14 protein-coding genes are annotated in these 15,031 nt (G+C 36.4%); 4 read left to right on the top strand and 10 right to left on the bottom strand.

Features of this window, described 5'->3' with window-relative positions; translation table 11 throughout:
• The first annotated feature begins 6 nt into the window (after positions 1 to 6).
• Complete coding sequence (locus IGM04_RS05155; protein ID WP_161971869.1) at positions 7 to 768, top strand: WxL domain-containing protein; 762 nt, start codon at positions 7 to 9, stop codon at positions 766 to 768.
• A 113-nt stretch (positions 769 to 881) separates the two neighbouring features.
• On the opposite strand, the gene IGM04_RS05150 is transcribed toward IGM04_RS05155, so the two are convergent.
• The 3 genes from IGM04_RS05150 to alsS form a co-directional block, all read right to left on the bottom strand.
• Positions 882 to 1,964 carry a PA2928 family protein gene (locus IGM04_RS05150; RefSeq protein WP_010777569.1) on the bottom strand — a complete coding sequence of 361 codons (1,083 nt, stop codon included), beginning with the start codon at positions 1,962 to 1,964 and terminating at the stop codon, positions 882 to 884.
• 157 nt (positions 1,965 to 2,121) lie between these two features.
• A complete protein-coding gene (gene budA, locus IGM04_RS05145) occupies positions 2,122 to 2,826 on the bottom strand; it encodes an acetolactate decarboxylase (RefSeq protein WP_002363752.1) in 705 nt (234 codons plus the stop codon).
• 11 nt (positions 2,827 to 2,837) lie between these two features.
• The gene (gene alsS / locus IGM04_RS05140; RefSeq protein WP_002357923.1) at positions 2,838 to 4,490 is read right to left on the bottom strand and encodes an acetolactate synthase AlsS; all 1,653 of its coding nucleotides are present in this window, start codon (positions 4,488 to 4,490) and stop codon (positions 2,838 to 2,840) included.
• Between the two features lie 277 nt (positions 4,491 to 4,767).
• Between alsS and IGM04_RS05135 the strand changes: the two genes are divergently transcribed.
• Entirely contained in the window at positions 4,768 to 5,679 is a 912-nt protein-coding gene (locus IGM04_RS05135) for an LCP family glycopolymer transferase (protein ID WP_002404487.1), read from the top strand.
• A gap of 52 nt (positions 5,680 to 5,731) precedes the next feature.
• Here IGM04_RS05135 and IGM04_RS05130 read toward each other — a convergent pair whose 3' ends face one another.
• The 3 genes from IGM04_RS05130 to IGM04_RS05120 form a co-directional block, all read right to left on the bottom strand.
• The gene (locus IGM04_RS05130) at positions 5,732 to 7,075 is read right to left on the bottom strand and encodes an NADH peroxidase (protein WP_086317793.1); all 1,344 of its coding nucleotides are present in this window, start codon (positions 7,073 to 7,075) and stop codon (positions 5,732 to 5,734) included.
• Between the two features lie 177 nt (positions 7,076 to 7,252).
• A complete protein-coding gene (locus IGM04_RS05125; protein WP_002361649.1) occupies positions 7,253 to 7,945 on the bottom strand; it encodes a response regulator in 693 nt (230 codons plus the stop codon).
• A complete protein-coding gene (locus IGM04_RS05120) occupies positions 7,926 to 9,476 on the bottom strand; it encodes a Spo0B domain-containing protein (protein WP_002379345.1) in 1,551 nt (516 codons plus the stop codon). Before IGM04_RS05120 ends, IGM04_RS05125 begins: the two co-directional genes overlap by 20 nt.
• 147 nt (positions 9,477 to 9,623) lie before the next feature.
• Between IGM04_RS05120 and IGM04_RS05115 the strand changes: the two genes are divergently transcribed.
• Both IGM04_RS05115 and IGM04_RS05110 read left to right on the top strand, forming a co-directional pair.
• A complete protein-coding gene (locus IGM04_RS05115; RefSeq protein WP_002357930.1) occupies positions 9,624 to 10,949 on the top strand; it encodes a 2-hydroxycarboxylate transporter family protein in 1,326 nt (441 codons plus the stop codon).
• A gap of 31 nt (positions 10,950 to 10,980) precedes the next feature.
• Complete coding sequence (locus tag IGM04_RS05110) at positions 10,981 to 12,150, top strand: NAD(P)-dependent malic enzyme (RefSeq protein ID WP_002360544.1); 1,170 nt, start codon at positions 10,981 to 10,983, stop codon at positions 12,148 to 12,150.
• Between the two features lie 73 nt (positions 12,151 to 12,223).
• Here IGM04_RS05110 and IGM04_RS05105 read toward each other — a convergent pair whose 3' ends face one another.
• The 4 genes from IGM04_RS05105 to ireB all read right to left on the bottom strand — a co-directional run bounded on the left by IGM04_RS05105 (position 12,224) and on the right by ireB (position 14,604).
• Positions 12,224 to 13,072, bottom strand: a complete 849-nt coding sequence (locus IGM04_RS05105; RefSeq protein WP_002385984.1) for a helix-turn-helix domain-containing protein — start codon at positions 13,070 to 13,072, stop codon at positions 12,224 to 12,226.
• 500 nt (positions 13,073 to 13,572) lie between these two features.
• Positions 13,573 to 13,878, bottom strand: coding sequence for a DUF1292 domain-containing protein (locus IGM04_RS05100; protein ID WP_002357933.1), 306 nt, complete (start codon positions 13,876 to 13,878; stop codon positions 13,573 to 13,575).
• Between the two features lie 37 nt (positions 13,879 to 13,915).
• Positions 13,916 to 14,338: a Holliday junction resolvase RuvX gene (gene ruvX / locus IGM04_RS05095; protein WP_002357936.1), complete on the bottom strand. Its 423-nt coding sequence runs from the start codon at positions 14,336 to 14,338 to the stop codon at positions 13,916 to 13,918.
• Positions 14,335 to 14,604: a regulatory phosphoprotein IreB gene (gene ireB / locus IGM04_RS05090; protein WP_002357937.1), complete on the bottom strand. Its 270-nt coding sequence runs from the start codon at positions 14,602 to 14,604 to the stop codon at positions 14,335 to 14,337. Before ireB ends, ruvX begins: the two co-directional genes overlap by 4 nt.
• Between the last annotated feature and the right edge of the window lie 427 nt (positions 14,605 to 15,031).

Here is a 15,031-nt window from a genome sequence, read left to right as displayed (position 1 = left end):
CTCCTTTTGCGTATACTTATATTATCAGCACCTAAAGGAGGAACTTTCTTGAAGCAAAAAAATCTACTCACTTATCAATCACTTGCAGCCTTGTTGCTAGTATTCAGTCTCTTTAGTTTTGACCCATCGGTTTCTTTTGCCACCCGTTCTGGAAAAACGCCTGTTTCAGTTGAACTAGAAATTGGAGGGCTGCCTGGTGATGAATCGGTTGACGATGCCATTTATCCTGATTTAGAAAATCCTAACACTAGTTTTGACTTGCTCTTTATTCCGAAAGAATTTACTTTTGAAACCCAAGCGATTTCTGGTGATTTAACGGCAGTTCCTATACAACCTTCTGAAGGCAATACTCATACAATGAGACACTTCGGGATGGGGGATGTTCGCGGAGCCTTAACTGGTTGGCATGTCACTGCTGAAATCCCACACATGCGAAACGAAGCTCATTCTTTACTAGGCATCATTACGTTTCAATTAACAGGCGGCTATGCTCGCTATGACAAAACGTTAAGGCGTTTCTTTATGACAAATACAATGTATGGACTGGATTTTTCAGAAGATCCTGCTGCACCCGACTTCCCGACCAACCCAATTATTATCGGTAACGGTGCCACTTTAATGAGTAACGCTGGTGATAGAAAAGGACAAGGAATGTGGAGCGGCCGCATGACCGATATTTCTCTTGCAATCCAAACCCCTGTTTCACAATTATTTCCTGGCGCATATACAGGTTCGATTATCTGGAATTTAATCTCTGGACCTGCATAAAATAAAAAAGCGCTTAGAAAACTAGCGGAATCACTACTCTTCTAAGCGTTTTTTTATATCATAAGGACTATTTGCTCCTTCTATTTGTCTAAGCATGCTTTACCGCTTTTCGTTTAACGAATCACTTGGCCCCAACGGTAATCAAACTGATACTCTTGATTACCATTATTCAGGTTAATTTTGTATAAATAACGCGGGACTTTAATGAATAACGCATCCTCTACTTGAAAAGCTTCAATAGGTACATTTTCTTTAGTTAAAAGCAACGGTGTTTGCCACTCGTATGTTTTTTTCTGCCAATTGTATAAGCCAACTATCGCTTGATTACTTTGTCTTTTCTTGTATGACAGAACATAATAATTTGCTTCATCTTTCTTGCCTAATAAAACTGGTGCTATTAGTTGCTCTTCTAGTTTTCCTTGCACTGTTGTACGCTCTTCCGATGACAGCTCTTGACCAATTTGACTCTCATTTGAATCTACCGTCCATTTAGGCGCTTCTTGTGTTTGAAAGACTTCTTTGAAAGTTGGGTCTTGTTTTAACTGCCAATTTTTCAAATCTAATTGATAATATCGATTGTTTAATCCATAAATATAGAGATAGCGATTATCCATAAAACGATAATCAACGAAATCAGAGCTTAAATAGTCTTTTAATTCAGGGAATTTCTTCACTAAATCCGCTTCAGAAAACTGTTTTTCCCCTGTTTTTGTATCGAGTAAGTAAATGGCCTCGTTATCAGCATTATTCAAAACCACATATTGATCTGTTTGACCAATTAAATAATCACGCCAACCTAAACGTTTACTCCACATTCGTTCGCCCGTCTGACTATTAACAGAAATCACTTGGAACAATGAGTTACTGGTGCTAATGCCATTCGTTCGTCCATTTGGAATAATCATTCGCTCGATTGAAGTTAAGCCTTTCGTTTTTTCAGAATAAAACGTCGCACTTTTCTCTTCAATCGTTACTGAACGAAACATTCCGAAAAATATCAAACCAGCAAAATGTACCACTGCAAGATAAACCAATAAAATTAACGCATAGGGAACCAGTCTCCTTGTACTCCGCCTTCTTATTAAGGAAATAACCAAAATACCACTAATTACTATAAAAATAATTGCTACAATGATAACAAAAATATCATGATAGAGCCAACCAGATAATTGCCAACTTCTATAAAGTGTGTCCATTACGCCATCCTTTCCAATTGTTATTTACTTATTATAAAAAGGATACTATTTTTTTTTGAAAAATAACAACAAAAAGCGACGAACAGCAATAAGCCCATTCAAGTTGACTAACTAGGTCAACTTGAATGGGCGTGGAGAAATGTGCCTTGTTATTCAGTTATTCCGCTTCTTCAATTGCGGACAAAGCTTTTGCAATATCAATTTCTTTATTCCGATAATCAGCATCATGAACTGGAAAATGCTGCCGCAATTCTGCTGCTTCCATCCACGAAACAGTCCCTTGTTTAATGCCAAAATCAAGAATGTGCCCACCAAATTGGTGATCCTCACTGATAAAGTGCAAATGAAACCCTGCGGCAGAGGCACCATGAAATAATTTAGGTGTAAAGAACCCTACAACTGTTCCCTGAATATTCTCCGCTGTAAATTCAGGTTGATTGCGTGCGGCTTCTACAAATGGTGGATACGGTTTTTCTTGTTTAGGTGCCACACGGACATGCATCTTCGCAAAAAGACCGCTAATTTTAATTGCCGCAAAAAAATTAGGACTAATTTTTTCTAAAATTTGTGCTTTAATATTTTCATCGGTTTCCGTTGATACAGGGAATGCGCCATCTTCTTGAAAACGAGTAACTGCGGCATATGGCGTTAATTCTTCGCCTTCTAGAATAGTAATTTCGCCAGTTTGATTTGCATGATACAATGTACCGTCCAATAAAATAATTTCGCCATTTGAGCCTTCTAATGTCCCAATTCCAAAATCACCTTGCGTGAGTAACGTACCAATTTCTGCCGTTCCTGCCATCAAACTTTCCATTAAACCGCCTAGCGTACCATGTTGATAAACATATTGTTCGCTCATTTTTCCATCTCCTAATAAAGTTGATCTGGTAACAATGTTTTACCTAATTCTTGATTATCTGAATAATCCACAGGAACATCAATAATCACTGGGCCTTCTGTTTGCATTCCTTCTTCTAAAGCTGCGGCAAATTCTGCTTGTGAATGCACTCGAACCCCTTTAGCTCCAAAAGCTTCAGCATACTTCACAAAATCAACTGGACCAAAATCTACGCCAGAGGATCGATTATATTTCATTTCTTCTTGGAATTTAACCATATCATAACTACCATCATTCCAAATAATATGCACGATATTTTGCTTTAAACGAACCGCTGTTTCTAATTCTTGCGCCGAAAATAGGAAACCGCCGTCCCCAGAAACAGAGATAATTTGTGTATTCGGACGAACCAGCGCAGCCGAGATTGCCCAAGGCAAAGCGACACCTAATGTTTGCATACCGTTACTAAATAATAAATGACGCGGTTCATAACTTCTAAAGTGGCGAGCCATCCAAATGTAGTGGCTCCCTACATCAACAGTAACTGTCATTTCATTCGTGGTTTTTTCTTGAAGCGTTTGAACAATTTCTAATGGATGTAATCGATTTTCAATTGTACTTGTTTTTACTTCTTTAATCGTTAATTTTTCTTGAAGCGTTTCTAAATAATCTTGCGCATCTTCTGTTAGTATTGGTTCACTAAATGCTTCTGATAATTTCAAAATATTTTTAGACATATCACCAATTAGCTCTTCTTCCGGTTGCATATATTGGTCAATTTCCATTTGAACTTCATCAATAACAATAACGCGCGCATCTTTTTCTGCGTTCCAATTACGTGCTTCATATTCAATTGGATCATAACCAATCGCAATCACTAAATCACTTCTTTTTAACAAACGATCCCCAGGTTGGTTTCGAAATAAACCAACACGCCCAAAGAAATGTTCTTCTAATTCTTTTGAAATAATTCCTGCTCCTTGGAACGTTTCCACGACTGGCAAACCAGTTATAGCAACCAATTCACGAATGGCTGCGGTAACTTTTCGTGCAGAGGCCCGCATTCCTAAAAGTAAAACAGGTAACTTCGCTTGCTTGATTCGTTCAGCTAAAGCTGCGATTGTTTCTGCTGATGCATGGCCCAGTTTCGGAGCCGACAAAGGCTTAATTGCTTCGCCTGTCACCGGACTATCTGTGACATCTTGTGGGATCGATAAGAATGTTGCACCTTTTTTCGCTGTTTTGGCGATACGGTAAGCATTGGCAATATTTTCAGATAATGTTTCTGGATCTTGAATTTCTGTACTGAATTTTGTTATTGGGCTAAATAATGCAGCATTATTCATGCTTTGGTGAGTTAATTTTGACAAATCGGACCGTTTCACCTGTCCAGCCAATGCTAAAACAGGATCCCCTTCTGCAGTCGCAGTTACTAACCCAGTGGCTAAATTGCTGGCACCAGGTCCACTAGTTGCAATAACTAAGCCAGGCTCTCCCGTCAAACGACCAATCCCTTGTGCCATAAAGGCAGCGTTTTGTTCATGTCGAGCTAAAATTAATTCTGGACCTTTGTCAACTAATGCATCAAAAACCCCATCAATTTTTGCACCGGGAATCCCAAAAATATAGGGCACTTCGTGATTGATTAAACTTTCTACTATGATATCTGATCCTTTTTTACTCACTGTTATACCTCCAATTAAAATCTGTACTAATTACAAATACAAAAATACCACTAAAATTCTAATTAATCAACAATGAAACACCTTGAAAACGTGTAATATACTAATTCGCATATTTTAATAGAATTGAGATATTTCAAAAGATTAAGCAAAAATAATGCAAAATACCTTAAAGTTTTATAGTCTTTCAACAATTATTATATACTTCTTCACTAAAAATTAGTAAGATTAACCTATAAGAAAAAAATCACAACCTGTGATAAATTATTGGAGGAAAAATATGTCAAAAGGGAAGAAAATTTTTGCCATTATCTTTGGAATTATCTTGGTTCTATTTCTTGCAGTTGTTGGAATGGGAGCAAAACTTTATTGGGATGTTTCTAAATCAATGGATAAAACCTATGAAACAGTAGAACGATCTAAAAAAAGTCAGGTCAATTTAAACAATAAGGAGCCTTTTTCTGTTTTATTATTAGGGATCGATACAGGCGATGATGGGCGTGTCGAGCAAGGTCGTTCGGATACAACAATTGTTGCAACAGTTAATCCTCGTGACAAGCAAACAACCTTAGTCAGTCTTGCTCGCGATACCTATGTAGATATTCCAGGTCAAGGAAAACAAGATAAATTGAATCACGCCTATGCTTTTGGTGGGGCATCTTTAGCAATGGACACAGTTGAAAACTATTTAAACATACCTATTAATCATTATGTTTCAATTAATATGGCTGGTTTAAAAGAATTAGTCAACGCGGTTGGCGGAATCGAAGTGAACAATAATCTGACTTTTTCTCAAGACGGGTATGATTTTACGATTGGTAAAATTTCATTGGATGGTGAACAAGCACTCTCCTATTCAAGAATGCGTTACGAAGATCCTAATGGTGACTACGGCCGCCAAGAACGTCAAAGAAAAGTGATTGAAGGCATCGTCCAAAAAGTCTTAAGTCTTAACAGCGTAAGCAACTATCAAGAAATTTTAACAGCTGTTTCTGATAATATGAAGACAGATTTAAGTTTTGATGACATGAAAAAAATTGCCTTAGACTATCGCAGTGCCTTTGGTAAAGTGAAACAAGACCAACTTCAAGGTACTGGTTTTATGCAAGATGGTGTTTCCTACCAACGTGTGGATGAACAAGAATTAAATCGTGTCCAACAAGAGTTGAAAAATCAATTGAATACAAAATAAAAATAAAACCCACGAGTACTATAAATACTCATGGGTTTTATTTTCTCTTCTATTAACGTTCTTGTTTCACCGCTTCTAAAGCCGCTGTATTAATAATGTTCCAAGGTTTGTCAAACGCTGGTTGGAAGAAGAAGTCCGCATAGGCTAAGTCTTCAATCGTCATTTTGGCTTGAATCGCTAATGAAATAGCATTAATGTTTGCAGTTAAATCTGCTTTTGACATTAATTGAGCGCCTAAAATTTGTGTTGTTTCAGGATCATACACTAATTTAAACAAAGCTTTTTGTTTGTCTGGATTAAAGTCCATCAAGTAGTCTTCTACTACTGTCACCGCTTTTGTTTCTTTTCCTAATTTTTGAGCCATGACTTCGTTAATCCCTGTTGAAGCAAATTTATAATCAAAGACGGCCAAGCCAGAAGATCCTTGAACACCAGGGAAAGGTTTAACTGGTTCCTCTAGGTTTTTCACAGCAAAGCGACCTTGTTTACGAGCATTCGTTGCTAAGGCAATATTTACTTCTGTGTCTGCAGGATTGTATTTAATTAACGTAGCATCCCCTACTGCAAATACATCTGGCTCACTTGTCCGCATGTATTCATCCGTCTTGATTAGGCCATTCGGATGTAATTCTAAGGTACCTTTTAACCAAGCAGTGTTTGGACGGACACCAACCGCTACAACGACCAAATCAGCATCGTACGCATTTTTATCTGTAACGACTTTTTGCACACGACCGTCGCCTTCGTAACGTTCAACTGTTTCACCAGTTGCAATGGTAATGTTATTGGCTTCCATCTCTTCTGTTAAAACATCTGTAAATTCTTTATCTAGATACACCCCTAATGGACGATCTAAAATATCAATAACGGTAACCTTTTTACCGGCTTTTGCAAATGCTTCGGCAGCTTCAATCCCAATATAACCACTACCAATCACAACCACATTATTGACTTCTGGATCTACTGTTTTTTGTTTTAATTTAATGGCCCATTGACGACCACGCATCAAGTAAATATTATCCAAATCTTTACCTGGAATATCTAATTCAAATGGGACAGCTCCGGGACTGATGATTAATTTATCATAATTTTCAACACGTTCTTCACCTGACACTAAATCTTTCACTGTCACTTGATGTTCTTTTGGTTGAATCGCTGTAATTTCAGTATTAGAAAAGACATTTACACCACGGCTCTCCATTTTTTCGCCAGTCATATAGCGAACAGAATTAACATCTTTCACTTTTCCTTCTAGGTACAACTGCATGCCACAAGACAAGAATGAGATAAAATCACCTTTCTCATACCATTGAATTTCTGCATCAGGATGAAGATTTAGTAATTCCTCTACCGCTTCATAACCTCCATGTGATGATCCTAAAACAATAACTTTCATCGCTCGTTCCTCCCATATAATATTATTTCTTACATAATAAAGAATATCATATATTCTCAAAAAATAACAAATAATATCCTCTTTTCCATTCTCAATTAAGTTCTTTAAATGAGAATAAAAAGGAGTATCAGCTGTATTTCGCCTCTTTTCAATTACTTTTTTATTTACTAAAAAATACTAAATTCTCCGATACGATTGATAGGGACGCCCCACTTTTAAATAGCTATTTTTACTTTCTAAAAGGTTATTTTTTTCTAGAAACAACACATATTTGCGAACAGAAACATGTGAAAGCTGACTCGCTTCTGATAATTCTTGAATCGTAAAATAGTCGGTAAATTCGTCTATTTTTTTTAACAATAATTGTAATGTTGCTTGTGTTAGTCCTTTTTCTAAGGACAGGTTTTGAAGAGCTTGTTCATTTTTACGTGCGTTTGTCTGTGAAGAATGAAACAATTGGTCCACTTTTGTTTGCGAAAGCTCCTTCGTTTCCAGCGTGAATTGAGCAGCTTTTTTCTGATAGTTTTCGATACTTTGTTGAAATCGCTCAAAAGAAAAGGGTTTAACTAAATAGTCTAAAACGCCTAAATGTAAGCTTCGTTTAACATTTTCCAACTCGTTGGCAGCCGTAATCAGGATAACTTCTGTATCAATTTTTTCATCTCTAATTGTTGCCAGATAGGTCAAGCCGTTGCCATCTTTTAAATGAACGTCTAATAAAACAAGTACTGGTTGTTTTTCTTTCGTTAATTGTAGACCTTCAGCAATTGTTGCAACCGTAAAAATAGTCGGTTGGTGAATTAATTTTTCAAGATATTTTTGATGTATATATGCAACCATAGGATCGTCTTCAATAATCAATAGGTTCATTTTCCTCTGCTCCTTCGTAATGAACATTTATGCGAAGGACAAGCCAATTGTTTTGTTGGTTTTCCCAAGTCAATGTCGCTTCCGCATTCTCTAATAATCTTGCCAAATAAGAAGTGAAAAACTCTTGCTCAAAGCGTTCCAGTTGTTCTTTTGGATAAGCAAACGAATAAGTCGTCGTCAAACTTCCTGGCTGATAATCAATGGTTTCAATGATCTCTTCTGGCAACGTTTGCTCCATCAGGAAACGATGAATATAACGGTAGATAGCAATCAAATTTTGCGTATCTTCATCTCGTTTATTTGGTGGAATTTCTGGATAAATTTCAATAGCTAATTGTGTTTTAATTTCTGCAAACTTGATTCTTTCCCCACTTAAAAAACCTGCTAGAATAGGATTTCTGACCAAAATAGCTAAGCGCTGTGCAAATTCCTTTTCTGGTTTCAATAAATCGGCTAGATAATGTTTTAGCGCCTCATAATCTTCTAAATCGACTAAGCCATAAATGACATGCATCTTATTCATAAATTCGTGTGATTGACTTTGTAATGCCGAAGCATATGTTGTTGTGCTGACAAGCTGTTCTGCGACAATAAACGTTTCCGTCGCATTTTTCAGAAAGATAACATGCCCAATTGTTTTTTTACGGACATTAATCGGGGCGATTGAGACGAAATAATCCTGGCCATTTTGACGATAGAATTGCTCTGTTTTTGAATGTACGACTAATTTTTCAGGAGATAAAACCAATGCTGAAAGTTTCTTTCCTAGTAAATTTTCTTCACTATTTGTTATATTATGATACATTTTAGTTGCTTCAATATTTGCTAATAAAATATTTTGATCGGTATCAATCACAAGGATTGCGTCTTTCGTTTCCTCAAGCATGGCGTTTCGCTCTTCTAATAAACGAGCAATTTCTCTTGGCTCTAAATCGTGAAGTTGTTTTTTCAAATAATAAGAAACCACGATGGCTAATATAAAGCCAAAACCAACACTTAAAAGGACACTCACTGTGTAATCATTTTTTGTTCGTTCAATCAATTGTGAAAGCGAGGTCATTTTAATGCCCATTGCCACAACCCCAATTTGTTTTCCTTGATCATAGACTGGGACAAAACCTCGTAATGATTCTCCTAAACTCCCTTGACTAACAGACAAATGTTCCTCCCCTTTTAATGCTCGCACTTCATCGCCACCTTCAAAATGCTTACCTATTTTTTGGCGATCAGGATGTGTTAAACGAATCCCCTGCATATTCATAATCACGATAAAATCCAACTGATGGATTTCACCTAAACGAACCGTATACGCTTCCAATTCATCTGAATAGTGATCATTCTTTAAGGCTTCAATAACATTCGGTTCAATAGCCAACTGTTCCCCGACGGCTAAAAGTGCTTGCTCTTGGTTTTTACGAACTTCTTTAATTGTTTGGACCGTCGTTACTCCGTAAAAGAAAGTAATCATAATAATTAATGTTGCAATAAAAATCACTGATAAGAAGCACCATAATTTCCCGCCACGCTTCATGCCATCCCTCTTTTCTCTTCAAATAAAGTATAGCATAGGAAGATTTGGTTAAAAAACTTTTCTTTAGTTAAATTAATTAAATAATCTACTCCATAGAAAACGTTTACATTATGATGAATATAGATTAAAGTTATAGGAGGAAATAGCATGGAAAAGAAATTGCACGCAACAGCTGCTAATGAAACAGATTGGCGCAACAAATTAACCAAAACGAGGATTGGTTCGGTTACGTTACCTGTTTATCTTGTAACAGCTAGCATTATTCTTGTTACGGCTCTATTAGAACAACTACCAGTCAATATGTTAGGTGGTTTTGCCGTAATTTTAACAATGGGTTGGTTACTTGGAACAATTGGTGGAAATATTCCTATTTTGAAACATTTTGGCGGTCCCGCAATTTTATCTTTATTAGTACCATCAATTATGGTCTTTTTCAATTTACTCAACCAAAATGTCTTAGACTCAACAGATATTTTAATGAAACAAGCAAACTTTCTCTATTTCTATATTGCATGTTTGGTCTGTGGAAGTATCCTTGGAATGAACCGCAAAATTTTAGTCCAAGGTTTAATGCGCATGATTGTCCCGATGGCATTAGGAATGATTTTAGCAATGGGCGTTGGGACCCTTGTTGGAACGCTGTTAGGTCTCGGTTGGAAACATAGCCTTTTCTATATCGTCACTCCTGTTTTAGCTGGTGGAATCGGTGAAGGCATTCTTCCTTTATCCCTTGGTTATAGTGCCATTACTGGATTGCCAAGTGAACAATTAGTGGGGCAATTAATTCCCGCAACCATTATTGGTAATTTTTTTGCTATCATGTGTTCAGGTTTACTTAGTCGTTTAGGAGAAAAACGCCCTGAACTTTCTGGACAAGGTCAGTTGATCAAAATTACCAATTCAGATGATTTAAGTGATGCTTTAGAAGAAGACAAAGCACCAATTGATGTAAAATTAATGGGCGCTGGTGTTTTAATTGCGTGTACCTTATTTATTACAGGCGGTTTATTGCAACACTTAACAGGCTTTCCTGGTCCTGTTTTGATGATTGTTGTAGCAGCCTTTTTAAAATACTTAAATGTAGTACCGAAAGAAACCCAACGCGGATCAAAACAGCTTTATAAATTTATCTCTGGCAATTTTACGTTCCCGTTAATGGTCGGCTTAGGTATGTTATATATTCCTTTAAAAGATGTCGTAGGAATGCTTAGCTGGCAATATTTTGTTGTGGTAATTAGTGTCGTTTTCACTGTTATTGCTACAGGATTTTTCGTTTCACGCTTCATGAATATGAATCCCGTTGAGGCTGCCATTGTCTCCGCTTGTCAGAGTGGTATGGGTGGGACTGGCGATGTGGCTATTTTAAGTACAGCCAATCGAATGAACTTAATGCCGTTTGCACAAGTTGCGACACGTTTAGGCGGTGCCATTACAGTAATAACAATGACTGCTATTTTTAGAATGCTTTTTTAACTATAAGTGAATTATTTAGGAGGAAAATGATATGTCAACAAAAGATGTAAAAGAATTAGCGATTGAGCAAGCAAAAAAATTTGGGGGGAAATTAGAAGTCTGCCCTAAAGTTCCGATTGAAACAAAAGCAGATTTAGGAATTGCCTACACACCAGGTGTTGCGGCTGTTTCTTCTGCCATACATGAAAAAAAAGAACGCGCCTACGAATTAACAACAAAGAAAAACACCGTCGCCGTTATCAGTGATGGTTCAGCAGTTTTAGGTTTAGGTAACATTGGTCCTGAAGCAGCGATGCCTGTCATGGAAGGAAAAGCTGCATTGTTTAAACGCTTTGCTGGTGTGGATTCGATTCCCCTTGTTTTAGATACACAAGATACCGAAGAAATTATTCAAACGGTGAAATTTTTGGCTCCAACCTTTGGGGGAATTAACTTGGAAGATATCAGCGCTCCTCGTTGTTTTGAAATTGAACAGCGTTTAATCGATGAACTAGATATTCCCGTTTTCCATGATGATCAACACGGGACAGCGATTGTTGTTCTAGCGGCTTTGTACAACAGCTTAAAATTAATCAACAAGAAAATAGAGGACATTCATGTGGTAATCAACGGCGGTGGCTCCGCTGGTCTTTCGATCACAAGAAAATTTTTAGCTGCTGGCGTAAAACATATTATCATTGTTGACCGTGCAGGGATTCTGAGCGAAACAGATACAGCTCTGCCACCACACCACGCAGAAATTGCGAAGCTAACCAATCGGGAACACCGTACCGGTGATTTAGCTACTGCTCTTGAAGGCGCTGATGTCTTTGTTGGTGTTTCGGCACCAGGTGTTTTAAAACCTGAGTGGATTCAACAGATGAATGAGCAGCCAGTTATTTTTGCAATGGCTAACCCAGTTCCTGAAATTTTTCCTGATGAAGCTTTAGCGGCAGGCGCTTATATTGTCGGAACTGGTCGTAGTGACTTTCCGAATCAAATTAATAATGTGTTAGCCTTCCCTGGCATCTTCCGTGGTGCCTTAGATGCTCGGGCGAAAAAGATTACGATTGAAATGCAAATTGCCGCTGCCAAAGGTATTGCAAAATTGATTCCCGATAATGAACTCACGCCGACTAATATTATTCCCGATCCATTCCAAGAAGGAGTCGCAAAAGTCGTCGCCGAAAGCGTCCGTAACGCTGTCAAAGAAACAAATTAAAAAGAGAAAAAAAGGAACAACCTAACTCCTCTTGAGTTAGGTTGTTCTTTTTAAAATCTGAAACAATAATTTATTATTTAAAACTGATATTAAACTCTTGCATATCTTTTTCAATATAAGTAAGTAATTTTTTATTTTCAAAGAAACGTGTAAAGTAGTACGCAATACGATAATCTTCAACAGCATCTAGTCCTAGCATTTGTTTATTAAACGCTTTTTCGTATAATAAGCAATCTAAAGAGTAAATAGAACTGTGCGTCCGATTAATTTCGATTCCTTTATCACTTAATTCAATACTCTTTGCATAGTCTTTAATTAATGAATAGAATTTTGCGGTATTATAATAAATACGGCATTGCTCTAATGGATAATCTAATTTGAATTCGCTTAGCAATTGTAAAGATTTATCGTAATAAACTTTTGCTTTTTCAATATCATCTTCTAATTCATATAAAATACCGATCGCATTCATACTCAAAATATTATAAATATTAATATCACGACTAATTTCAGAACCACGATGTAAATAGAACAATGCTTCGCTATTATTTTTCTTACCTAATAAACTCGTAATTCCTTTATAATAGAAAAATTTTGTTTCTAAAATTCTGTTTGAACTTTCGATATCATCTGGATAGTCTTTCAACAAATCATAGGCTTCATCGTGCTTAAAGTAAAAGCATAATTCTTCTACTTTATTTAATAAGCTTTCGAGTTTTTTCTCACTAGAACCTTCGATACATTCTTCTACTTGTAAGTCTAAACGTAGACATACAGATGAGAAAATGTCTAAACTGTCACACACATTTTTGTTTTCAATGTTACTAATTGTTGCTTGTGTACAAATTCCTTTTGCCAATTCAGCTTGCGATAATTTTTTCTTTTTACGCGCTGTTTTGATTTTTTCTCCCGCTACTCTCACAGTCAAAACTCCAATCTTTCTATTTTTTTTGTATTAAACATACCATCATTTTACAGATAATGTTATAATGAAGCTATCATAATAAAGGAGGTGAAATATATGTTTGATTTACTTGCTTTATTAACTGGAATTTCAGTTCGTGGCAATGCACCACACCAATAATTACGTGTTTGTTTAACTGAATTTCTGACGGCTCTACCTATGCCAGTAGGTGGAGCCATTTTTTTATTTAATATTATAAAATTAACAGTATTTCCAAAACCTCATACTTAGTATAACACAAATTATAAATTATGCTAGATAGTTGCCAAATCAACGTCATTACAAGGATGTTACGTTTTTACAACATCTTGTAAAACTAGACAATGCTGTCCTTCTTTATCCACCACACTCAATGATAGTGATAGTATCTTATGATAGAAACAACATGTACATTATAACAATTATTATTAAGAAAGCTACTTCTCAATAGGAGAAGTAGCGCTTCTCTCGTTACAGTTTTACTCTTCTTCTTCAGCCATGAATGTATTGAAAACTTCTTCAATCATATCCCATTCAGCGTCTGTTTCGATTTGCTGTAAATCGCCTTCTGTACCTTCTGCGTTTTCCACATATGAGTAAGCTTGCAATTCAACATCTTCATCCTCAGGAATTCCTGCTGGATATAATAAAACATAATTTTTACCGAATTCTTCTTGACCGTCAACAGTTAGTAAGATCTCGTATAATGTTTCATTTCCTTGTTCGTCTACTAAAGTAATGTGTTCATGTCCTTCGTGATCATGATCGTGGTTGTGTTCTGTCATTCTTCTTCTCTCCCTTGATGTATTCAAAGCTCGATAATTATCGGCTATGTGCATCTAAATAATTTTGTAGAATCATTACTGCCGCTAGTTTATCAATGACTTTCTTTCTTTTGGCTCTTGAAGCATCTGCTTGCTCCACCAAGAAACGCTCTGCTTGGACAGTTGTTAATCGTTCATCTTGATAGTCAACAGGTAATTGAAATAATTCTTGAATCTTATCACCATATGCCATGGATGCTTCAGCTCTAGGACCGATGGAATTATTCATGTTTTTCGGTAAACCTACGACAAATTTCGTGACTTCGTATTCTTTCACCAATTCACCTAATCGCTCAAAACCGAAGTTCTCTTCCTCTTCATTGATGCGAATAATTTCGATGCCTTGTGCTGTCCAACCTAATAAATCACTAACAGCCACACCGACTGTCCGTGAACCTACATCTAGCCCCATGATCCTCATTTGATATCGATTCCGTGGTTCGCTAAGTAATATTTGGTTAATTCTTCCATGATTTCATCACGTTCATGACGACGAATTAAGTTTCGAGCATCTTGATAACGAGGAATGTAAGCCGGGTCCCCAGAAAGTAAATACCCTACTATTTGGTTAATAGGATTGTATCCCTTTTCTTCTAATGCCCGATATACGGTTTCTAACGTTTCACTGATTGCTTTTTTTCGATTATCATCAAAATCAAAGCGTACTGTTTCGTCTGTAAAACCCATTTTACTACACCTCACTTCTACTTTTATACAATTTCATTTTACTAGAAAAGAACCGAAACTACAAACAAAATTTCTTCTCCTTCTCTCTTTTTTGTTATTTCTTAGTCTTTTATTAATAAAGGCTTCGTAAAAAAATGACAGCCATCGATAATTTTAAAATTATAAAAACAAATACACAACTTTATAAAACAAGAATAAAGGTCTGCTAAATCGCCAGAATATCACCTTTCCCTTCAATTCATTTTGCGAAAAAATCGACGTTTTTCTTTTGAAAACTTTTAAATATCTATGATTAAATAATATCAGCCTTTTAATGTTACAATTCGCTAACAATCTGTTTACGATGTAAATTTTCGATTGCAGCTGTTATTTATTTCCTCTTTTTGGTTCGTTTGTAGTACACTAGAAGAAAATACATAAAGTGAGG

Source organism: Enterococcus sp. DIV2385 (assembly GCF_051711925.1).
GTDB classification, from domain to species: Bacteria; Bacillota; Bacilli; order Lactobacillales; family Enterococcaceae; genus Enterococcus; species Enterococcus faecalis.
Note: the sequence above shows the minus strand (reverse complement) of the source record. Positions and strands in the feature narration are given on the sequence as shown.

Excerpts from the sequence above, each read along its gene's own strand:
- IGM04_RS05135 (WP_002404487.1), top strand. The coding sequence starts at position 4,768 with ATGTCAAAAGGGAAGAAAATTTTTGCCATTATCTTTGGAATTATCTTG.
- IGM04_RS05150 (WP_010777569.1), bottom strand. The coding sequence starts at position 1,964 with ATGGACACACTTTATAGAAGTTGGCAATTATCTGGTTGGCTCTATCAT.
- IGM04_RS05130 (WP_086317793.1), bottom strand. The coding sequence starts at position 7,075 with ATGAAAGTTATTGTTTTAGGATCATCACATGGAGGTTATGAAGCGGTA.
- IGM04_RS05120 (WP_002379345.1), bottom strand. The coding sequence starts at position 9,476 with ATGAAGCGTGGCGGGAAATTATGGTGCTTCTTATCAGTGATTTTTATT.
- IGM04_RS05100 (WP_002357933.1), bottom strand. The coding sequence starts at position 13,878 with ATGACAGAACACAACCACGATCATGATCACGAAGGACATGAACACATT.
- IGM04_RS05110 (WP_002360544.1), top strand. The coding sequence starts at position 10,981 with ATGTCAACAAAAGATGTAAAAGAATTAGCGATTGAGCAAGCAAAAAAA.
- IGM04_RS05115 (WP_002357930.1), top strand. The coding sequence starts at position 9,624 with ATGGAAAAGAAATTGCACGCAACAGCTGCTAATGAAACAGATTGGCGC.
- IGM04_RS05125 (WP_002361649.1), bottom strand. The coding sequence starts at position 7,945 with ATGAACCTATTGATTATTGAAGACGATCCTATGGTTGCATATATACAT.
- budA (WP_002363752.1), bottom strand. The coding sequence starts at position 2,826 with ATGAGCGAACAATATGTTTATCAACATGGTACGCTAGGCGGTTTAATG.
- ruvX (WP_002357936.1), bottom strand. The coding sequence starts at position 14,338 with ATGAGGATCATGGGGCTAGATGTAGGTTCACGGACAGTCGGTGTGGCT.
- ireB (WP_002357937.1), bottom strand. The coding sequence starts at position 14,604 with ATGGGTTTTACAGACGAAACAGTACGCTTTGATTTTGATGATAATCGA.